This is a genomic window from Corallococcus llansteffanensis (assembly GCF_003612055.1).
GTDB lineage: Bacteria > Myxococcota > Myxococcia > Myxococcales > Myxococcaceae > Corallococcus > Corallococcus llansteffanensis.
In genome coordinates, this window is the sequence record NZ_RAWB01000197.1 from 1 (window position 1) to 15,750 (window position 15,750).

The 15,750-nt window shown below is 70.8% G+C and carries 13 protein-coding genes and 1 pseudogene; 4 read left to right on the forward strand and 10 right to left on the reverse strand.

Annotated features, from left to right (window positions below; translation table 11 throughout):
• Positions 1–30: 30 nt before the first annotated feature.
• Positions 31–1,926, reverse strand: coding sequence for a lipase maturation factor family protein (locus D7V93_RS19470; RefSeq protein ID WP_120644848.1), 1,896 nt, complete (start codon positions 1,924–1,926; stop codon positions 31–33).
• Positions 1,927–2,063: 137 nt separating this feature from the next.
• Between D7V93_RS19470 and D7V93_RS19475 the strand changes: the two genes are divergently transcribed.
• Entirely contained in the window at positions 2,064–2,720 is a 657-nt protein-coding gene (locus tag D7V93_RS19475) for an MBL fold metallo-hydrolase (protein WP_120644849.1), read from the forward strand.
• On the opposite strand, the gene D7V93_RS19480 is transcribed toward D7V93_RS19475, so the two are convergent.
• Together D7V93_RS19480 and D7V93_RS19485 are read right to left on the reverse strand one after the other, a co-directional pair.
• On the reverse strand, positions 2,717–3,508 hold the full coding sequence (locus D7V93_RS19480) for a hypothetical protein (RefSeq protein WP_120644850.1): 792 nt from the start codon (positions 3,506–3,508) through the stop codon (positions 2,717–2,719). The genes D7V93_RS19475 and D7V93_RS19480 overlap by 4 nt on opposite strands.
• Complete coding sequence (locus tag D7V93_RS19485) at positions 3,498–4,400, reverse strand: dimethylarginine dimethylaminohydrolase family protein (RefSeq protein WP_244237384.1); 903 nt, start codon at positions 4,398–4,400, stop codon at positions 3,498–3,500. Before D7V93_RS19485 ends, D7V93_RS19480 begins: the two co-directional genes overlap by 11 nt.
• 279 nt (positions 4,401–4,679) lie before the next feature.
• On the opposite strand from D7V93_RS19485, the gene D7V93_RS19490 reads away from it, so the two are divergent.
• Positions 4,680–6,287 (forward strand): Na+/H+ antiporter, encoded by a 1,608-nt coding sequence (locus D7V93_RS19490; protein ID WP_120644851.1) that lies wholly within the window; start codon positions 4,680–4,682, stop codon positions 6,285–6,287.
• 9 nt (positions 6,288–6,296) lie between these two features.
• Here the strand turns inward: D7V93_RS19490 and D7V93_RS19495 are convergent, their stop codons facing one another.
• The 4 genes from D7V93_RS19495 to D7V93_RS19510 form a co-directional block, all read right to left on the reverse strand.
• Positions 6,297–7,007: a bleomycin resistance protein gene (locus tag D7V93_RS19495; RefSeq protein ID WP_120644852.1), complete on the reverse strand. Its 711-nt coding sequence runs from the start codon at positions 7,005–7,007 to the stop codon at positions 6,297–6,299.
• The gene (locus tag D7V93_RS19500; RefSeq protein WP_120644853.1) at positions 6,997–7,470 is read right to left on the reverse strand and encodes a MarR family winged helix-turn-helix transcriptional regulator; all 474 of its coding nucleotides are present in this window, start codon (positions 7,468–7,470) and stop codon (positions 6,997–6,999) included. Before D7V93_RS19500 ends, D7V93_RS19495 begins: the two co-directional genes overlap by 11 nt.
• A gap of 64 nt (positions 7,471–7,534) precedes the next feature.
• The gene (locus D7V93_RS47395) at positions 7,535–8,197 is read right to left on the reverse strand and encodes an SRPBCC family protein (RefSeq protein WP_120644854.1); all 663 of its coding nucleotides are present in this window, start codon (positions 8,195–8,197) and stop codon (positions 7,535–7,537) included.
• A complete protein-coding gene (locus D7V93_RS19510) occupies positions 8,194–8,844 on the reverse strand; it encodes a 2OG-Fe(II) oxygenase (RefSeq protein WP_120644855.1) in 651 nt (216 codons plus the stop codon). The genes D7V93_RS47395 and D7V93_RS19510 overlap by 4 nt, the downstream gene beginning before the upstream one ends.
• Before the next feature lie 257 nt (positions 8,845–9,101).
• Here D7V93_RS19510 and D7V93_RS19515 point away from each other — a divergent pair, with 257 nt between their 5' ends.
• On the forward strand, positions 9,102–11,366 hold the full coding sequence (locus D7V93_RS19515; protein WP_120644856.1) for a di-heme oxidoreductase family protein: 2,265 nt from the start codon (positions 9,102–9,104) through the stop codon (positions 11,364–11,366).
• A gap of 69 nt (positions 11,367–11,435) precedes the next feature.
• Here D7V93_RS19515 and D7V93_RS19520 read toward each other — a convergent pair whose 3' ends face one another.
• Together D7V93_RS19520 and D7V93_RS19525 are read right to left on the reverse strand one after the other, a co-directional pair.
• Positions 11,436–12,128: a hypothetical protein gene (locus D7V93_RS19520; RefSeq protein WP_147451237.1), complete on the reverse strand. Its 693-nt coding sequence runs from the start codon at positions 12,126–12,128 to the stop codon at positions 11,436–11,438.
• A gap of 3 nt (positions 12,129–12,131) precedes the next feature.
• Positions 12,132–12,833 carry an energy transducer TonB gene (locus tag D7V93_RS19525; RefSeq protein ID WP_158623794.1) on the reverse strand — a complete coding sequence of 234 codons (702 nt, stop codon included), beginning with the start codon at positions 12,831–12,833 and terminating at the stop codon, positions 12,132–12,134.
• Positions 12,834–13,021: 188 nt separating this feature from the next.
• On the opposite strand from D7V93_RS19525, the gene D7V93_RS19530 reads away from it, so the two are divergent.
• Positions 13,022–14,731, forward strand: a complete 1,710-nt coding sequence (locus D7V93_RS19530; protein ID WP_120644859.1) for a GTPase — start codon at positions 13,022–13,024, stop codon at positions 14,729–14,731.
• Between the two features lie 225 nt (positions 14,732–14,956).
• On the opposite strand, the pseudogene D7V93_RS47400 reads toward D7V93_RS19530, so the two are convergent.
• Positions 14,957–15,355, reverse strand: a pseudogene (locus D7V93_RS47400) (M23 family metallopeptidase); the annotation flags it as partial.
• Positions 15,356–15,750 lie beyond the last annotated feature (395 nt).

The window sequence follows — 15,750 nt, forward strand, 5'->3', positions numbered from 1 at the left end:
GTCCCACACCACCGCACCGCCCGCCCATTCCTAGACGTGCCAGGACAGCCGGGGCCCTCCGTGTGAGCGCATGGCAACAGGCGTGAGGGTCAGCGGGGACACATACAGCCCGCGAGGCTCCCGCTTCCACCAGGCCCCGGTGCGCTGCCGCTCCTCCCGCGAGGTCATCCGGTAGTCGTGGAGCACCGCCCGGACGAAGCGGGGCGGGTGGTCCGGAAAGGGATTGGCCGCGAACAGGTCCAGGACCTCTGGCGAGCCTTCCAGCAACCGCTCCAGCAGCGCGAGGAACCACGAGGGCGGGGACCCCAGCGCCGCGAACCACATCTGCCAGTCCAGCCGGGGCTGGTGGGGGGCTACCTGGCGCGGCGGCTGGTCCACCTCCGACATCTTGTAGCGGAACGGATACGCCACCCAGTGCTCGCCGTCGTCCGAGCCCTCGAGGGTGATCTCCGGCCGGTCCACCGTCATCATCGCGAACAGGCCGTAGGAGTTCACCGAGTGCAGCGGCATCGCCCGGTCCTCCAGCCAGCCCCCCGCCTCCACCCCGCGCTCCGGCCCACGCGGCCACCACCCCATCCGGCGCAGGAGCTCCGTGGTGCCCAGCACGAGGAACGGCACCGCCGCGGCGGTGGACACCGCCGTGCCGAGCAGCGACGGCCCGCGAACGGGCTCCCGCTCCGGCTCCAGCTCGGAATCCCGCCGCAGGCCTTCCGGCAGCACGCGCCGCAGCGCCGCGTCGTCCAGCAGCCACAGCCCCAGGGCCAGGGACTGGAAGTTGAAGTAGCCGTAGTTGCCCGTGGCGATGATGGCCGCCTGCAGCGCCGTGAACGCACCGAAGGCCACCTGCCGCACGCGCCGGGGCCCGAAGACGAGGAAGGGCACCGCCGTCTCCGCCACCAGCACGGCCGCGGTGCCCGCGTGACGCACCGACCGTGGAAGCTGGTGCGCGGCCCAGCCCCCGCGCGTGGGCAGGGGCGCGGTCTCGAAGTACACGTCGCACGCGCTCAACTCGCGCCACGTCCGGTCCCCCGAGTGGAACTTGCTCACCCCCGAGCCGAAATAGAGCCGGAACACGAGCATCCGGAAGAGGAACACCTCCAGCGCGGACACATCCCGCTTCCCCAGCCCGGGCCTCACGCCGCCCGGCGCGGTGAGCGCGCCCAGCACCCCCATCTCCAACAGCAGCACGTCCCACTGGAACGACAGGAACTCGCGCCCCAGCGACACATAGGACAGGTACAGGCCCCACAGCGCCGTCGCGCTCAGGCGCGGAGCGACATTGAGGAGCAGCGCCAGCGACAGGCCCTGTCCCACGCGGCAGCCCTTCACCAGCGCCGCGTCGGACGCGTCCCACCAGAACACCGAAGGCCGCCGCCAGCGCCCCTGCGCCGCATAGCGTTCGGACTTCGCCACCTCGCGGATGGGACGGATGCCCTTCTGCCCGTAGAGCCCCAGCACCTGCTGGCCCAGCGACGTGAAGGCGATGAGGAAGGTGCCGCCCAGCAGGCGCAGGAACGTCCAGCGCACCCACCGGTGCCGAGCAGGCTCCGTCACCCGGCTGAACAGCCACGTGTCCAGGCGCGACGCCCGACGCCGGTTGCGCGCGATGAGCGAGTACACGAGCCCCGCCCCCTGCTTGAGCCCGGGCAGCAATCCCAGCCGCGCGGCGAAGCGCGTGCCTCGGTGGGGCGACCAGGCAAGCATCCGGAAGACCGCCTCCGCGCCCGACGAACGGCGCCCCGAGGGTTCCACGAGCTGCATGGCCCGCGACATGTCCCGCTTCGGAATGCCCAAGAGCTTGAGCAGCCACCCGCTCGCGCGGACGAAGCGCACGCGCCCTTCGGTGTCGCCGCGCCAGCGCGCCACCCAGCGTTTGCAGAAGCCACAGTCCCCATCGAACAGCACGAGTGGTCGCATCGCGCGCATCGCGTCCTCCGTCGTCCTTCAGACAAAGGTGCATGCGGCCCACGGGATGCGAAGGGCGGGAAGGGCCTGCTGGGGGGGCCGGCGGGCAGCGGAGCAGGCGCCCGTGCCATCCCGACGCCGGTGCGTACCTTCGTCCAATGAGCGAGCCCAAGGCCCAGGCCAAGAAGACGGTGGAGGTCGTCCCGGGGGTGCACCATTGGACGGTCGCGGACGACCGGATGGGCGGCAGCCGGAGCGACGCCTACGCGGTGGTGGACGAGGACGGCACCGTCACCCTCATCGACCCGCTGCCCATCGACGAGAAGGCCCTGCTGAAGCTGGGCAACCTCGAAGCCATCGTGCTCACCGCGGGCAACCACCAGCGCTCCGCGTGGCGCATGCGCAAGGCGTTCGGCGTGCCCGTCTGGGCCCCCGAGGGCGCGCAGGGCCTGGAGGAGAAGCCAGACTTCGAATACGTGGCCGGCAACACCCTGCCCGGTGGCCTCAACACCTTCCAGACGCCCGGGCCCACCGAGGCCATGTACACGCTCTGGATGCAGAAGAGCCCGCACGCGGTGGTCTTCATCTCCGACCTGCTCACCCGCGAGGGCCATGGCACGCCGAAGTTCGTCCCGGGCGAATACCAGGACGAGCCCCTGCGCACCCGCTCCAGCATCCAGCGCATCCTGGACCACCTGCCCATCGAGACCGTCTGCTTCGCGCATGGCGCGCCCATCGCCAAGGACGGCGCCGCCGCGCTGCGCAGGGCCCTCGAACAGGACGACGAGTTCCCGAGCGCTCCAGCGCCGGCCTAGCCGCGCACCTCGCGCACCAGCACGTGGCCCGCGTCCTGGCCGGGCGGCACCAGCTCCAGCCGGGCGCCTGCCTCCGCGCGGTCCAGCAGCGCGCCCAGCGCCACCAGGTCCGTGACGGGGATGCGCGTGGCGGGGGCCTGCTCCTCGCCGCGCGCCATCGCCTGGGCGACGCGGGCCTCGTCGTGCAGGTCGGTCTCGTAGACGAAGGTGCGCTCGTCGTAGTCGTGTCCCCCGGGGACGCGGCCCACGAGGCGCATGGGGCCCAGTCGGGTGTGCACGCGCACCGCGGGGTTGTCCCACTGGGTGACGCCCCGCAGGCGCTTCGCGCGCACCATGCCCAGCGTCAGCGTCTTCACCCAGGACGACGCGCCCCGGCCCGGCAGGAAGCTGAACAGCGACACGCCCACGAACAGCCCCGGCGTCAGCGACGGCGCCACGTAGCAGGCCGCGCCGATGGCCAGCTCCTCGTCCGCCAGCAGCAGCCGCTCGCGCGCGGGCGCCTTCAACAGCCGCGCGGGACAGCGCAGAAGGCCGATGGCGCCCGGAAGCAGGTACAAATCCGACAGCACCCAGCGCGGCACGCCGATGCCGCCGAAGGCGAGCTGGTTGAGCGTGAGGTACTGCCGCGCCAGCTCCGCGTTGTGCTCGGCCAGCAGGTGCGTCACCGGGATGCCGGAGGGCGCCAGGTCCAGGGACGGGACGTGCACGCCGGAGCCCAGCGCCTGCAACGACAGCTCCGGGTTCGCCGCGAAGAACGCCTGGGCCAGCGGCGCGAGTTCACCCGCCATCGGCGTCGATGTCCTTCGCCACCGCGTCCAGCCGGTACTCGGGAGGAAGCTGGACGCGGGCCGGATCCACCGACGCGCGCGACACCAGACACCGCGACGAGCCCCCGCCCTTCTCCGTCAGCTCCGGCATCGGCATGGGCACCACGCGCATGCCCAGGCCCTGCAACAGGTCCACCACGTGCGCGGGCATCACCGTGGGCGCGAGCAGGTCGCGGCCCAGCGGCAGCCCGTTCGTCGCATAGCGGCGGATGTCCGCCTCCGCCACCCGCACCAGCCGATCCGCGCCGAAGCGCCGCTCCAGGAGCGCCACCGACTCCGGCGCCATCACGTCCGGGCACACCAGCAGCCGGTCCACCGCGGGCAGCGGCAGCACCGCCATGTTCCCGTGGAACGCGGGCTCGCGCACCTGCACGCGCAGCAGCTCGCCGGGGAAGTGCTGCTCCGCCGCCTCCAGTCCATCGAGCGTGGTGCGCCCGCCCCAGAACAGCAGCGTCACCCCGTCGAACGTCGCCACGTCGCCGTGCGCCTCCCAGATGCCCACGCCGGGATCCACGACCTCCATCCCCATGCGCCGGGCCAGCGGCGCCCAGTGGTCGCGTTCGGCGAAGCGGTGCGCGCTCATCATCCGGGGCAGCAGGAACAGCGGCGCCTGGCCCTCGCGGGCCACCACCTGCCCGCACTCGGCCGCGTAGGGCATGCCCGTCAGCGCGTCCGACGGCGAGGGCAGCGCCACCACCGTGCCGCCGCGCGACTCGATGTGCCGGGCCAGCGTCAGCCACTCCCGCCTCGCGCCTCGGGCATCCGCCGGGGCCGCCTCGCGGCTGCGGAAGTTCGCGCGGCCCCGCAGGGCCCAGTTCCGGCCCGGAGGAGACATCAGGAAGAGGTCCATCATCCCTCCGCTTCTAGCCGTCGGGCGGAGGCGTCACAACGCATCCGCCACCTGACGCCCTGCCGTCCGACGCCCGGCCGTCCACCGTCCCACAGTGCCCGCCGGAGCCTCCCGGAGAGGCCCTGGGCCACGAGTTCAACTTCCCACGGGAGCCCCGCGAGCGCGGGCGGCGGCTCCGCGGGGAACGCGCGCTCGCCCGCCGTTTTCACTCGCGGAGGCTCCCCACCCGCCACGCATGCACGTAGACTCCAACCTCTTTGAGCACAAATTGGTTGGGGTTTCATGCACTTCGAGCTGGCCTTCGTGCTGCTGTTCTCCATCGCGACGGCGGTGGCCATCGCGGCGCGCTACTTCAAGTTTCCGTACACGGTGGCGCTGGTGCTGGCGGGCCTGGGCCTGGGCGTGGTGCATGCCTTCGAGCCGCCGCACCTGACGAAGGAGCTGCTGTTCGCCATCATCCTGCCGGGCCTGTTGTTCGAGGCGGCGTTCCACGTCGAGTTCCGCAAGTTCTGGAAGAACAAGCTGGCCATTACCTCGCTGGCCATCCCCGGCGTGGTGGCGTCCATGGGGCTCACGGCGCTGCTGTTGTCGCCGGCGATGAAGGGGATGAACTACCTGGAGGGCTTCGGGCTCATCCACGCGATGGTGTTCGCGTCGCTCATCGTGTCCACGGACCCCATCGCGGTGGTGGGCCTGTTCAAGGCGCTGGGCGCGCCCAAGCGGCTGGCCATCCTGGTGGAGGGTGAGAGCCTGCTCAATGACGGCACCGCCGTGGTGCTCTTCATGCTGGTGGTGGGCGTGGCCAACGGAGAGAAGTTCACCGTGGGCGGGGCCACGCTGGACTTCCTGAGGATCGCCGGCATGGGCGCGGTGATTGGCGCCGCGGTGGGCTTCGCGGTGGCGCAGGTCATCCAGCGGGTGGACGACGCGATGGTGGAGATCACCCTCACGGTCATCGCCGCGTACGGGTCATTCGTCGTGGCCGAGCACTTCCACTACTCGGGCGTCATCGCCACGGTGGTGGCCGGCATGTTGTGCGGCAACTGGGCCGCGCGGCTGGGCATGAGCCCCACCACGCGCGTCGCGGTGGAGAGCTTCTGGGAGTACCTGGCGTTCGCGCTCAACTCGGTGGTGTTCCTGCTCATCGGCCTGGAGGTGCAGCTCACCTCGCTGCTGGCGTCGTGGCAGCCCATCCTCCTGGCGTACGCCGCGGTGATGGTGGGGCGCGCGGTGGTCGTCTACGGCGTGTCCGGCCTCCTGCGGCTCACGTCGGAGCGCCTGCCATGGAGCTGGAGCGCGGTGCTCACCTGGAGCGGCCTGCGCGGCGCGGTGTCCATGGTGCTGGTGCTCGGTCTTCCGGAGGACTTCGCCCACCGCGAGATGCTGGTGAACATGACGTTCGGCGTGGTGGTGCTCTCCATCATCTTCCAGGGGCTCACCATCGCCCCCGTGCTCAAGAAGCTGGGCATCACCGGCATCAAGGACGTCTACCAGGAGAAGTACGAGCTGGCCCGGGGCCGGCTGGGAGCCATCCACGCCGCGATGGCCGCGCTGGAGGCCATGCGCCGCTCGCGCGAGATTCCGGTGGACGTGCTGGAGCCCATGGAGCGCGACTACCAGCAGAAGGCCACGGCGGTGGAGCAGGAGCTGGCGGCGCTCAAGCAGCAGTCCACGCGCTTCCACGAGGAGGAGCACCAGGAGGCGGCCCGCCGCGTCCTCATCGTGGAGAAGGACGCCCTCTTCGACGCCTACCAGAAGGGCACGCTCAACAAGGACGTCTTCGAACACCTGTGCGCGGAGCTGGACGAGCGCATCGCGAAGACGAAGGACGCGGAGGCGCACGTCCCTCTGGAGGATGCCCACGCCACCCCGGAGGCGATGGCGTCCTGAGCGGGCCGCCTACTCCTGGGTCCGGGCCAGCGGCTCGAGGGCCTCCAGCTCCACGCGGAGCGCTTCGCGCTCAGATGCCGACAGGGACAGCGCATCGATGTCCCGCGCCAGCTCTCGGGCGCGGCGCATGTCCCCCAGGGCCACGGCCAGCTCCGCCCGGGCCGCGAGCCCCCGCGCCCGCTCCACCGTCGTCCCGGCGTCCGCCTTCTTCAGCGCGACGTCCAGCACCTTCGCGGCCGCGGCGTCATCACCCTTGAAGTCTCGCAGGCGCCGGGCCGTCTTGAGGGCCTTGGCGAGGACAGAGGCCGGAGCGTCCTTGTCGTCGTCTCCGTAGCCCGCGGGCTCGTCCCGCCGGATGAACATGAGGGAGTTGCCGGAGGGGTCCACGACGGTGAAGCGCGTCTGCCCCTTCTTCATGCGGGTCACGCGCGGGACACCCCGGAGCGGAATCCGGCCGTAGGCCTTCTTCAGCGCGGCCACGAAGCGCGCGTGCAGGTCCTCCACCTCGTCCACGATGATGAGACAGCTGCTGAAGGCCTTCAGCGGATCCAACCCCTTCAGGCCGAAGAAGTGGAGCTGGGCGCCGCCCCGCCGCGTCGCCGCGTAGGGGTTCGGCGTCCGCTGCTGGTACGTCACCTCGAAGCCCAGCAGGCCGTAGAACTCGAGCGTCGGAGCAATCTCCACGCAGGGCAGCAGGGGAATGCAGGCATCACCCCTCATGGGAGCGCTCCTCCGGGGCCAGGTCCTTCTCGAGCCGCAGGCGCGCTTCACGAACGCCCTCCACGGCCGCGGCCAGCAGCCCCGGGGCGAGGCTCGCGCCCATCCGGTCCGCCCACGCGGCGTGCGCCTGTTCGACCTTCCGCAAGGCGCGGCGCCCGGAGGCGGTGAGGGAGACGCACTTCGCGCGCTGGTGATGCGGGTTGTCGACGTACTCCACGAACCCGTCGCTCGCGAGCGCGTCCGCCGTCTGCTGCACGCTCTGCCGCTTGAGCCCCATCGTGCGAGCCACCGCCGCCACCGTGGCGGGGCCGTGATCGATGACGCCCAGCACCTGCCAGCGGGCGCTCGTCAATCCCGCCGGAGCACTCAGCCGGTCTCCCGCCTGGAGCAGCAGCCCGTTCAACTGGAACACCTCCAGTACGAGCGCGGTGAAGGCGTCAGCCTTCTTCGTCAGTGATGACATGGACAGGAACCTGTCAATTCGACAGGCCCCTGTCAATCTTCCGAAAGGGCAAGGCGGCGCCAACTCAGTCCGCGGTGCCCTCCACGCGCGACTGGAGCACGGAGCCCAGCACCGCCGCGGTGTCCTCCGGCAGCCGGGACAGGTGCGTGTAGAGCACGTCCTCCACCTGGGACACCGCCTCCGGGGGAGCCCCCGCCTCACGCAGCCCCGCCAGCACCGCGTACGCCGCCGCGCCCAGCGGGCCCACGAAGCCGCGCGACTCCTCCCAGAACTCCTCGAAGCAGGGCACCGCCTCGCCCGCCACCACGCGCGCCAGCCGCCCCAGGCACGCCTCCCAGTAGGCCCGGTGCGCGTCGCGGGCCGCGTCGTCCGCGAACGGCCCCTGGCGCAGCAGCAGCCGCGTGCCCCCATCGTCGGTGGGCTCGAACGTCAGCTCCGCCCGGGTCCGCCCGGAGGGAACCGGCCCGCCCTCCCAGTCCATCTCCAGCGCCAGGAAGCGCGGCGGCTCCGCCTCCATGATGCAGCCCACCTGCGCGAACGAGCGACCCACCGCGTCCCGCAGCACCACCCGGTAGGGCTGGCCCAGGGCGCCGGGGTCGGGCGCGTGCGTGCGGTGACAGCCCGGCGGCGCGCCGAACCAGCGACGGATGAGCGCGGGCTGCTCGAAGGCGGGGAACACCGCGTCCGGCAACCGCGGCAGCTTCCACTCCAGCTTGAGGTCGCTCACGCCTGTGCCCCCGAACGCGTGCGCAGCTCGAAGCGGGGCACGCCGGAGAGCAGCGCCTCGGGTGCGCGGTACTGCTCCACCACCAGGCTGATCCGCGAACCCTCCATCCCCTGCGCGCCGGAGGAGATGGCCTCCACCTCATGCAGCAGGTCTCCCCGGAACATCACCAGCGTGCGCGGCTGGGGCGTCAACTCCGCCACCCGACCTCCCCGGTGATACAGCCGCAGCGTCCCGCCCCGGAGTTCCTTCGGAACCTGGACATACAGCACGCTCACCGCCACCGGGCAGCCGATACTCGGGCCGTAGAACTCCAGACTCCGGTCGATGTGGGCCGCCACCCCCCTGCCCTGTCCCACCAGCAGGGGGTTGAGCAGGAAGGCGTTGCACTCCGGCAGCAGCGTCTTCGCCAGGAAGGGCGCGAACGCCGGGAAGCGCCGCGTGACGTCCGGCAACGCCTCCCGGCGGAACGTCAGCGAGAAGCCGTAGGTACCGGAGAACTGCCCGGACAGGTTCGACTCCCCCAGGAGCGACGAGCCCAGGATGGCCGAGCGGATGGACTCCGTCGCCTCCTCGGGCAGGGCCTCGGGAGTGCGGTGGAAGAAGGTGTCGAGCCGGAAGGCCCCACCCCACGGTGGCTGGAAGCGCATGGCCCCGCAGTCTAGCCGGGCCCCGGAGGCGCCGCGTCGCGGCAATGCCTCTCAACACGTCGCGTCACCCTCGCGACAACACGTCGCGTCACGAAATACATCATTTTCGCTTATTCACATTTTATCACGCCTTAGTTGATTTCTCCGCCCTCCCACCTTGCGGCGGGAATGAATCCCGACTTTCTTCGGACAAGCTACGAAGTCCCCTTCGCAGCGCCGCCGTCCCACGCTCCATCCACCCCATTGGAGTCGCATCCATGAGCCGCAGCAGACTCACGGGAATCGTGCTCGCGTTCCTGGCCGCCAGTTGTCTGGCGGTTGAATCCGAAGCCGCCACCTCAGGCGTCACCCCCTCTGGTTCGTCCGCCATCTTCTACGTCGACACGACGGATTGGGCAGACATCCACTACAAGCTGAACAACGGCCAGCAGCTCAACATCCGCATGGCGGTGACGGGCGGCCGCAACCAGTACACGGTCACCGGCCTCGTCGCTGGCAACTTCATCGACTACAACTTCACGTACTGGGATGTGTCGTGCGCTTGTGCGCGTGACACGACCTGGACGCGCTACACGCATACGGGTGGCACCAATCCGCCCGTGGACGCGGGCACCGGCACGCCGGACGCGGGCGGCACGGTGGACGCAGGGCCGCCCCCCAACGGCGACGCGGGCCCCGTGGTGCCGCTGTTCACCAGCGCCACGACGCTGGAGCCGGCCACCATCGAGAACACCTCCACGGCCATCATCACCCGCGTGGGCGACCGCGTGCGCGACCGCCACATGCGCGAGGACATGTACCAGGCCTACGACCACTACCTGGCGCTCTACTTCCAGCAGCGCACGCACTGGATTGAAATCGTCGACGAGGTGGCCAAGGGCGGCAGCAACATCACCGTCAACCTGTACTCCATCTATCCGTACGACAGCCCGGACTTCCGCGCGTTCTTCCGCGGCCTGAACACGGTGGCGGAGTACTTCCACAACGCGGACTTCGTGAAGGTGAACGACTACAAGCAGACGGCCTCGGTGAACTTCAACGCCAAGGAAGGCCGCGCCATCCGCGTGGGTGACCGGATGGAGATGGAGATCGGCGTGTTCCTCCAGGCGCCGGTGGAAGGCCGCTTCAACTACTACTCGTCGGGCATCCTCTACATCGTGGGCCAGGGCGGCATCGTGCCCTTCGAGGGCCAGGGCGCCATCCGCGACTCCTTCCCGCTGCCGCAGAAGGCCTGGGCGGGCGGTCTCACCACGCTGCACACGCCGTTCTCCAACGAGCCGGACAACCGCTTCCTGCAGATGTCCACCAACCTGGCGCCGGTGAACGCGCAGCCCTTCGTCGAGGGCCGCCGCCTGCACCACACGAACTTCCAGGACGGCAGCCACTCCGAGCCGGGCAACCCCATCTTCACCGCGCAGGTGAACAAGCTGGGCAACAGCCACGTCGCGACCTCCTGCATCGCCTGCCACAAGCAGAACGGCCGTGGTCTGCCGCCCACCACCACCAACACCACGCTCACCAACTACGTGGTGAAGGTGGGCAAGGTGAACGGCAGCACCGTGACGGTGGACCCCGCGCTGGGCTTCCGCCTGCAGCCGCGCACGGTCAGCGGCACGCCCGAGGCGGACGTGCGCATCAGCGGTTGGACGACCACGAGCGGCACGCTGAAGGACGGCACGGCGTACCAGCTGCGCAAGCCCAACTACAGCTTCCTCAACGTGACGCCGACGAACTTCTCGGCGCGCATCACGCCGCAGCTCATTGGCATGGGCCTGCTGGAGGCGGTGCCGGAGACGCAGGTGGCCGGCCTGGCCGACCCGAGCGACAGCAACGGCGACGGCATCTCCGGTCGCATGCAGACGGTGAAGGACCCGGAGACGGGCGTCACGCGCATGGGCCGCTTCGGTTGGAAGGCGGGCACGGCGCGCGTGCGTCACCAGGTCGCCGAGGCGTTCAACAGCGACATGGGCGTGACGACGTCCGTGTTCAAGTCGCTGGACTGCGGCACGTCGCAGCAGGGCTGCACGGGCACGAGCACGGAGCTGAGCGATGCCGACCTGGACAAGCACACCCGCTACATCGCCCTGCTGGGCGTGCCCGCGCGCCGCGACTATGCGGACGCGACGGCGCTGCAGGGTGAGACGGTGTTCAACAACGCGGGCTGCGCGAAGTGCCACGCGCCCACGCTGACCACCAGCCAGTACAGCGCGATGAACGAGGTCCGCAACCAGACGATCCACGCGTACACGGACCTGCTGCTGCACGACATGGGCACGGGCCTCGCGGACAACCTGCCCGAGGGTCAGGCGTCCGGCGCCGAGTGGCGCACCGCGCCCCTCTGGGGCATCGGCCTGACGACGGGCGTCAGCGGCGGTGAGTCGTACCTGCACGACGGCCGCGCGCGCAGCGTCACCGAGGCCATCCTCTGGCACGGTGGCGAGGGCGAGGCCTCCAAGCAGGCCTTCGTGAACCTCAGCGCCTCGGACCGCAACGCGCTGCTGAAGTTCGTCAACTCGCTGTAGTCACCGCGGTAGACGCTTGAAGCCAGACGCCGGGCGGAGCCACCGTGCTCCGTCCGGCGTTCTCTCGTTTCAGGGACGCGAACAGTGGATTCCACCGGCGGGCGAGGCCAGCGCGGAGCGCACGCAGGCCAGGCCCTCCACGGTGGGCGGCGGCTCGCGGAGGCTGCTCCGGGCCTGGGCTTCAAGCTGCTCCACGATGCGGCCGAACTCCTCCAGGGCCTTGCGCGCCTCGGGGTCGGTCCGCGCGAGGAGGGGCTGGAGGCGGGCCTCCACCTCGGGCGCGACCCGCCATGACACGGTGTCCCGGATCAGGGTGGGCAGCAGCGTCAGCACGGGGGCTTCCGGCACGCCTTCCACGGCCAGCTCCAGCCGGTGCTCGCGACAGCGGGCGTGCACCTCGGGCCGGGGTGGCCGGGTGACCGGGCCCGTCCGCGGGATGCCCGCGGCGCGTTCGAACTCCAGCCCGCCCGGCAGTGAGAGGGATTGGGAGATGAACGCCGTGCGCGTCTTGTTGGCCTCGCGCACCGTGAGGAGCTGGCGGACGGACAGCGCCCATTCTCCGCCCGGGCCCTGCTGGCCCAGCTCACACGGGAGCGTCTCGAAGAGCCTGCGCGGCAGCGCCGTCGCTTCGTCAAAGGGCAGCGACAGGGCGCGCATCCGCACGCCGTCCGTCTCGGGACGGTCCTCGGCATGCACCACCCCCAAAGCCAGACAGAGGCCCAGCCCTCCGAGCCACCAGGCCCCCCTTGCATGTTTCGCCATCGCTCAGCTCCCTGGGAGGAGGAAGAGGAAGAAGAAGTTGAACCGCACGGCGATGGGCTCTCCCTTGAACAAGGCGGGGGTGTAGCGGCTGGCCTGGAGGGCCCTCAGGGTTTCCTCGGTCAGTCCCCGGGGCAGGGTCTTGAGGGGTTGGCACTGCTCGACGGCGCCTTCTCGCGTGATGATGCAGCGCAAGACCAGGAGCCCTTCGACCCCGCGCTTCGCGGCCTCGACCGTGTAACCGGCCTCCGGGCCGGACACCTTCTGGGGCAGGGTCATCTCATCATCGGGATCCCGGGCGTGGGTCTGTTCGGTCTGGACGTCGAACCGGGCGCGCTCCGGAAGCCAGTAGCCCAGTCGCCAGCCCACGGGGGTTCCGATGAAGTTCGCCAGGACCGTCTCGGGTCTGCTTGCGCCCGCCTTCGTTCGCTGGAGCCTCACGACGGCGGCATCGCCAGCGAGGTCCGATGACATGACGTCGCACCGGGCAGGAGGGAGGGGTGCCCCTTCCGCGGAGGGGGTGGCACGAGGCGTGCCGTTGAGCCGGAGATAGGAAAGGTCTTCCGGCCGGATGTAGTCCTCGGGCCTCATCCCGGAGGGGAATCGCGAGGAATCGAACGTGTAGAGCAGGCGGTGGGTACAGAGGAACCGGGCCTTCTCGACCACCTCCGCCTCGGCCATGACCCTGGGCGTGACAGGGAGGCTCACGCAGGCGTTCAGGAGCAACGGGCCCAACAACGACAGACACACGCGTCGGAATGCATGGGGATTCATGTTCGGAGGCAATGTACCGCTCCCTCACGGTGCGTCCACCGGCATCCCGAGTGCACGCTGGCGCACCGTCGCCGCGCATCTTCGTAGCCAGCGCGCCTTCGTCACGCCACGCTGGCGCCTCCGTGGACGACACCCGCCTTCCCGACCCCGAAGCCCTCCGCCCGCTGCTCACCGACGCCCTGTCGCTGCCCGCGCTCCAGCCGCACGGCCCGCGCCTGGAGCGCCTGCTGGAAGACTACGCCCGCGGGGTCGCCCGCAAGGACGCGCCGCTCGTGGTCGCGCTCGTCGGCGCCACCGGCGCGGGCAAGTCCACCCTGCTCAACGCGCTCGCGGGGCAGTCCCTCTCCCGTGAAGGCGTGGACCGCCCCACCAGCACCGCGTCCACCCTCTTCGCGCCGGAGGGCACGCCCGTGGAGGAGCTGTCGCGCACCGGCGCGCGCGTCGTGCGCTACACGCCCGGCCCCCAGGGGCTGTGGAGCGGGCAGATCTTCATCGACACGCCGGACCTCAACAGCGTGGCCACCCAGCACCGCGACGTGGCCCGCGCCGCGCTGGACAAGGCCGACGTCGCGCTCGTCGTCATGCACCGGGGCAGCGTCGCGGAGGCCACCCAGGTGGACTTCCTCAACGAGTTCGCCCGCCGCCGCGCGCTCGTCTTCATCCTCAACTTCGCCGACGAGCTCTCCGCCGACTCGCGCGACGCCCTGAAGTCGCAGATCCGCCGCGTCGCCACCCAGCACCACGGCCTCGCCACCGAGGACGTCCACGTCTTCGCCATCAGCGCGCGCGCCGCGAAGGACGGCCAGGACGTGTCCGGCGAGTTCGGCCCGCTCCTCTTCCACCTCAAGGGACTGGCCTCCCAGGCCGTCGCCTCCCGCGTGCGCCACGGCAACGCCCTGGGCGCGCTGGAGGAGCTCGCCTCCACCGTGAAGACGGCGCTGGGAGAGACGGACGCCCTGCTGGAGAAGACGCGCGCGGCGCTCGACGCGGGGCTCGCGCGCGCGGGCGAGGCGTTGCAGGGCGACTTCGACGCGCGGCTGGGCCTGGCCCACGGACACCTCGCGTCGGAGGTGCGCCGGCAGGCCGCGGGCCGCTTCTGGGGACCCGCCGCGTGGGGCCTGCGCTTGTCGCTGTGGGGCGCCTCCGGCATGGGCGCCGGCGCGCTGGTGGCACGCCGCAGCCTGCCCGCGGGGCTCGCCGTGGCCGCGGCCTCCACCGTGGTGGACGCCGTGAGGGACCGCACCCGCGCCCGCGCCGCGGAGGTCGCCGTGGTGGAGCCCTTCGAGGACGACTTCCTCGCCGAGTCCGCCGCGCGCACCGCCCTGGCCGAGGCGCGCAGCGTGGCGCGCACGCAGGGCCTGGAGGCGGAGACGCTGGGGGTGCCGGACGTGGAGGCGATGCTGGCGGAGCTGCGCGTGGCCCGCGCGGGCGCCTGGCGCTACACCGCCTCCACCGCGGTGGCGGAGGCCGTGGCCCGCTGGTGGCGCACGGCGCGGTGGCTGGTGCTGCCGCTCATCAACCTGCCCCTGCTCGCGCTGCTGGGGCACGTGGGGTACCGCGTGGTGCGGGGCTACGTGGAAGGCCCCCTGCTGCCGTTGGAGTACTTCATCAACGCGGGGGCCTTCTTCGGGCTGCTCGCGGGCGCCGGAGCGCTGCTCGCGTCAGCGAGTCTCGTCGGAGCCGCTCGCCATGCGGGGCGCGCGGGCCGGACCCGCTTTGTCGAGTCCCTCGCCGCCCTGGGCGGGAGGCTGGGAGAGGCCGTCGAGAATGGCCTTGGCCCCGGGCGGCAGGCCGCGCGACGCATCCTGGATCGAACCGGCGGTGGGCGGTGACATGGACTCCACCGCCTGGCCCGGCAGATGGACGCCCCCGGCGGACGCCATCATCGGCTGCGCGGAGTCCTTGCACAGCGGCGCCGACACCAGCGTGTCACGCACCGGATCGCCATAGCCCACGATGCGCGCGGGCACGGAGGGGTTGTTCCACCCGGAGCCCTGCTCCTTCGCGACCTTGAAGTGCAGGTGCGCGCCGCAGGCCCAGCCCGTCGCGCCGGAGAAGCCGATGAGCTGACCCTCCTTCACGCGCTCGCCGGCCTTCACCACCACGGCGCTGAAGTGCAGGTACTGCGTCTCCAGCCCGTCGCCGTGGGAGATGACGACGTAGTTGGCCAGGGGCGCGAACTGCTCGCCACAGCCGCCCTGCTTGCTGTCACCGCGCGCCATGCGGACGGTGCCGTCGTGCGACGCCACGATGGGAGTGCCTTCCGGCATGCGGAAGTCCCACGCGAAGGTGTCGTTGTGCTGGTGACTGCCTGTCTCGTGCCCCTGGCTCACCGTGTAGATGCGACCACACGCGAAGGGCACACCCACCTCGGCGACGACATTCGAGGCGGCCTTGGAAGGGACAGTGGGAGCTGAAGCCAGGAGGGAGCCGACGAGCAGAGCGGAGAAGGTCATATCGGGGCGGGCGGATAACCGGTGCAAGGGCTTGCGCTATTTCCCCGCGATTTTCGCTCAATCCCGAACGGATCACTAGCAGGCGGGCTGCGCCCTGCCCTGTCTCCAGGGGGCGACCCTTGACCACACTCCAGAGGAGACGGCGGCCTGAAGCACGGGAGCGCCTGTCTGCCTGCCTGCCCGGTTGGCAGGATGTGTCCCTCTGAAAAAGCCAGGTCTCAATCCCTGTCAGCTGGACGGACACAATGACAGACGCTCGGCTACTCCCCTGGTCCCCAGGCAGGCCTGGAACCCCCGCCTCCGCGTGGATCAGGAAACCGGGCTCCGGAGCCCCCCCAAGGCTCCATGCCCGCCCCAACAAAGTGACTGGTCACTTTTTAAGTGGGCGATTATGC